Raw genomic sequence first — 4547 nt, 5'->3', positions numbered from 1 at the left:
CTACAAACTCAAGACGCAGACAGTTCAGCGCATTACCGTGTCAACCAGCGCCGGGCCGCAAAGCTCAAGGCATCCACGCACGCCACCATGAGCAGCATGGCGCCCAAAATGGTCGCGGTTTTGTTCATGTGGAACAGGCCCATGTGGAAGGACAGCATTTGGCCCAAGCCCCCCGCGCCCACCACGCCCAGCACGGCGGCGGCGCGGATGTTGTTTTCCCAGCGGTAGAGCGTGTAGCTCATGAGCTGCGGCAAGACCTGGGGCAAAGTGGCGTAAAAGAACACGCGCAGCGGCCTCACGCCCTGGGTGCGCAAGGCGTCACCGGGGCCAGTGGGGATGTTCTCCATGGCCTCGGCAAACAGCCGCCCCAGCACGCCGCTGGTGTGCAGCGCCAGCGCCAAGGTGCCCGCCATGGGGCCCAAGCCCGCAGAGATCAACAGCAATGCGGCCCACACCAATTCAGGAATGGCGCGCAGGGCATTGAGCAACCAGCGCGTGGGGCTGCGCAGCCAAGCCGGGTCTTGGGCGGACATGCGGCTGGCGGGCACTGCCAGCGCCAGGCCGAGCGCCGCGGCCATCACGGTGCCCAGCGCCGACATGGCCAGGGTTTCCCAAGCGGCCCAAGCCACTTTGTTGACAAACACGGGCGACAGATCGGGCGGGAAAAACTCGGCCACAAAGCGGCCCATGCTGCGCGCCGCTTCCATCGATGCAAAGGCCGACCAATCCAAGTCGAGCGACACAAAGCTGGCCACCACCAACACCAGCAAGGCCGCTGAGAACCAGCAGGCGCGGCAGCGGGCGTCAAACAAGGGCGGGGGTAATTTGTAGGGCGGGTTGGCCGCCTCACGCGAAACACGGTTGACCAAGGCAGAGGCCGGGTTCGAAGGCGTGGGTTTCATGCCAAAGCCTTTCGCAGCCAGGCGCTCACTCGGTCGGCCAGCGCCACCAAGGCAATGAACACCAGCAGCAAGGTGGCCACTTCGCCGCCATTGAACATCTTCATCGAGTTGTCCAGTTGCTGGCCCAAGCCACCCGCGCCCACAAAGCCCAGCACCACGGATGATCGGATGGCGCATTCCCAGCGGTACACCGTGTAAGAGGCTAACTCAGCCGCATGGCTGGGCAGCAGCGCGTACACAAAAGCCTGCAGGCGGCCACTGCCGTTGCGCATCAGGGTTTGGGTGGCGTGGCTTTCGCCACTTTCCAAAATTTCGGCATACACCTTGCCCAGCATGCCGCCGTAGGTCAGCGCAATCGCCAACACGCCCGCAGTGGGCCCCAAACCCACCACACGCACAAACACCAGCGCCCACACCAGTTCGGGCACGCTGCGCAGCACGATCAATGTGGCCCGCACGCACCAACGCACCACAGCGGGCCAGCGGTCCATGCGGCCCGACAAGGCCGACAGCGACAACACCCGGGTGGCCATCAGGCCCAAAGGCACGGCCAGCACCAGCGCCAGCGTGACGCCTGCGGTGGCCATGGCCACGGTGCGCCAGGTTTCGCGCACCACCATGTCCATGAATTCGGCGTTGTGCACCAGCGGCCAAAAGCTGGCCACAAAATCGGCCGTGACCTTGCGGTTCTCGGGCGCCCACAGCACCCAGGGCCGAAACTCGGTGGCCACGCCGAGCGGCCAGAGCAAGACCAGCGCCAGGCTCAGCCAAAACACCCGAGACAAAAAAGCCGGGTCTCGCACAGGCGCACCCGGGCGCGAGCTGGCCGGCGGCAAACCAGCAGGCTGCGGGTCGGGCATTCGGGAAACGGTGGCAGACATGTCGCGTTCGAGCGTGTGTGAAGGGTCAGGGATCAGAGGTCAGGTCGCAGGCCGCGTCAGCGGCAATGCATCACAGCTGGCGCAGTCGCTGCCGAGGCCGGCTCGTCCACCCCGATCGGCGCTTCGCCGCGCAGCTCGTGTTCGTACTGGTCATACAGGTGGGCCAAGTGCTCGCGGCTGACTTGTGCAGAAGGCAAGTCAAACACCATCTGACCATCGCGCAGCCCAATGATGCGCGGAAAGTGCGCCAAGGCCATGTCCACTTGGTGCAAGGTGGCCACCAGCGTCACTTGGCGTTCGGCGGCCAAGCCCACCAAGGCCGTCATGGCCATGCGGGCGCGCATCGGGTCAAGTGCTGACAAAGGCTCATCGATCAGCCACAGGCTGGCAGGGGCCAGCAGGGCGCGTGCCAGGCCCACGCGCTGGCGCTCACCACCCGACAAATGGTCCACCCGTTCGAACAATTTGTCGCCCAAATCAAAGTGCACCAAAGCTTCGTAGGCGGAAGGAATGTCGGCCGGGTAAAACAGCGAGCGCAAACTGGCCCACAAGCCCATGCTGGGCAAACGCCCGGCCAGCACCGAGGTCACCACGCGTTGGCGCGGCGGCAACGGCGGCACCTGCGGGGCCAGAAACAACTGGCCGCGCAAACGGCGCAGCGCGCCCGCCGATTGTGTCCAAGGGTTCACGTCCGACAACTGCAAGCTGCCTTGGGTGGGCCGCTGCGCACAGGCCAGCACCTGCAGCAAGGTGGTCTTGCCTGCGCCCGATGGGCCAATGATGGCCACTTGCTCGCCTGCGCTAAAGCGCAGGTTCAAAGCCCGCAAGGCCGCTGGCGCGCCCGCCAAGGCTGCCGGGTGCCGCGCCTCCAGGGCCGAGAGTTCGATCTTCACCGCAGTGCAGCTCAGGCTTTTACAGCAGACCTGCGCTGCGAGCGGCCGACTCCAGGCCCTTGTAGTTCTCGGGCGTGGTGGAGATGTAGCGGGTCGAGCGGTTGAGCTTCAAAATCTCAGCGTGCTCGGGGTTGGCGGGGTTCAGGGCCAACAAGGCGGCCTTGATTTTTTCGCGCAAATCGGCGGGCATGTCGGCATGAACCGACCAGTTGTAATTGAAGTAAGGCGCGGTGGTGAAGAACACGTTCACGTCTTGCGTGTTGACCTTGTTCTCAGCAACAAACTTGCGCCAAACCGTGATGTCCAGCGCCGCGGCATCGACCTTGCCGCTAACGACAGAAGCAATGGTGGCGTCGTGCGCACCGCTGTAGGCGATGCGTTTGAAGTCTTTTTCAGGGTCGATGTTGGCTTGCAGCAAAAAGCTGCGCGGCATCAGGTGGCCCGAGGTGCTGCTTTGCGAGCCGAACGACACTTGCTTGCCCTTCATGTCGGCCAAAGATTTGATGCCCGAGTTGGTCTTGGCGATGAACACCGACTGAAAGCGCGTGTCTTCTTCGCGCTGGGCGATGGGCACGATCTTGCCGCCCGAGCGGATGCTCGCTTGCACAAAGGTGAAGCCACCGAACCAGACGAGGTCCACCTTTTTGTTCACCAAAGACTCTACGGCAGCGGGGTAATCGGTCACGGGGGTGAATTGCACCTTCATGCCCAGCTGCTTTTCCAGGTAATTAGCCAAGGGCGTGAACTTGCGCACCTGCTCGGTGGCCGCCTCTTCGGGGATGGTGGTCACGCGCAGCGTGGTTTGGGCCTGGGCTGCGCTCATGAACGACAAGGCCAGCAAGGCAGCACAGGCCGAGGACAGTATTTTGGAGAAGAAGGCGCGGGTCATGGTGGCTTTTCTAAAAACAAACAGCCGAGATTACACACTGAATTCCTTGCACCCCGTGCTGCAAGGGCCAAACCTGCACCGTCCTGCAGCTTGCACACTGGCTTAATATCCTTCCATGAGCACGCCCCAATTCATCCAGCTGTACCAGCACAACGCCGCCGCCGTGGCGCAAGAACTCTTGCAAGGCCTGAGCGCCCCACAGGCCTTCACCTCGCCCAAATACCTGTACGACGCACTGGGCTCGCGCCTTTTCGAGGCCATCACCGAGCTGCCCGAGTACGACCTGACCCGGACCGAGGCCCAACTGATGCAGTTGCACAGCGCCAGCATGGCCTCTCAGCTGCCGCGCGGTGCGTGCTGGATCGACCTGGGTGCAGGCAATTGCGAAAAAGCCGGGCGCTTGCTCGGCCCCATGGGCGCAGGCCGCTATGTGGCAGTAGACATTTCGGTGGACTTTGTGCGCCAGGCGCTGGACGTGCTGCAACGCCAGCACCCCGGCTTGCCCATGGCGGGTCTGGGCGTGGACTTTTCAAGCGGCCTGGCACTGCCCGCTGAGCTGGCGCTCGACCCGGTGCAGCCGCGTGTGCTGTTTTACCCGGGCTCGAGCATCGGCAACTTCACGCCCGAACAGGCGCTGGACTTTTTGCGCAACTTGCACAGCGCCTGCGGAACAGCGCCAGGCAGCGGTTTGCTGATCGGCGTGGATTTGCTCAAGGACCCCGCCGAACTTGAATCGGCCTACGACGACGCATTGGGCGTGACGGCCGCCTTTGACCTGAATTTGTTGTTGCACATCAATCGGCTGGTGGGCAGCAATTTTGCGGTGCGCGACTGGTGGCACCTGTCGCGCTTCAACGCGCCGCAATCGCGCGTGGAAATGCACCTGCAGGCGCGCCACGCGGTGACGGTGCAGTGGCCCGGTGGCCAGCGCCAGTTTGCAGCAGGGGAGACCATCCATACCGAAAACGCCTGCAAATGGACC

5 protein-coding genes are annotated in these 4547 nt (G+C 63.5%); 1 reads left to right on the top strand and 4 read right to left on the bottom strand.

Annotated features, from left to right (window positions below; genetic code table 11):
• Positions 1–32: 32 nt before the first annotated feature.
• The 4 genes from phnE to ACIQ47_RS14795 are packed head-to-tail and all read right to left on the bottom strand — an operon-like array spanning position 33 to position 3565.
• The gene (phnE, locus tag ACIQ47_RS14810) at positions 33–902 is read right to left on the bottom strand and encodes a phosphonate ABC transporter, permease protein PhnE (RefSeq protein ID WP_396438832.1); all 870 of its coding nucleotides are present in this window, start codon (positions 900–902) and stop codon (positions 33–35) included.
• A complete protein-coding gene (locus tag ACIQ47_RS14805) occupies positions 899–1783 on the bottom strand; it encodes a PhnE/PtxC family ABC transporter permease (RefSeq protein ID WP_396429270.1) in 885 nt (294 codons plus the stop codon). The genes phnE and ACIQ47_RS14805 overlap by 4 nt, the downstream gene beginning before the upstream one ends.
• Before the next feature lie 56 nt (positions 1784–1839).
• Positions 1840–2676, bottom strand: a complete 837-nt coding sequence (locus ACIQ47_RS14800; RefSeq protein ID WP_396438831.1) for a phosphonate ABC transporter ATP-binding protein — start codon at positions 2674–2676, stop codon at positions 1840–1842.
• Between the two features lie 19 nt (positions 2677–2695).
• Positions 2696–3565, bottom strand: a complete 870-nt coding sequence (locus ACIQ47_RS14795) for a putative selenate ABC transporter substrate-binding protein (RefSeq protein ID WP_396438830.1) — start codon at positions 3563–3565, stop codon at positions 2696–2698.
• Between the two features lie 115 nt (positions 3566–3680).
• Here ACIQ47_RS14795 and egtD point away from each other — a divergent pair.
• The coding region (egtD, locus tag ACIQ47_RS14790; protein ID WP_396438829.1) for an L-histidine N(alpha)-methyltransferase at positions 3681–4547 on the top strand (867 nt) is incomplete at its 3' end.

It is taken from the genome of Limnohabitans sp., assembly GCF_044373035.1.
Classification (GTDB): Bacteria; Pseudomonadota; Gammaproteobacteria; order Burkholderiales; family Burkholderiaceae_C; genus Limnohabitans_A.
This window is presented reverse-complemented; position numbering and strand designations above follow the sequence as displayed.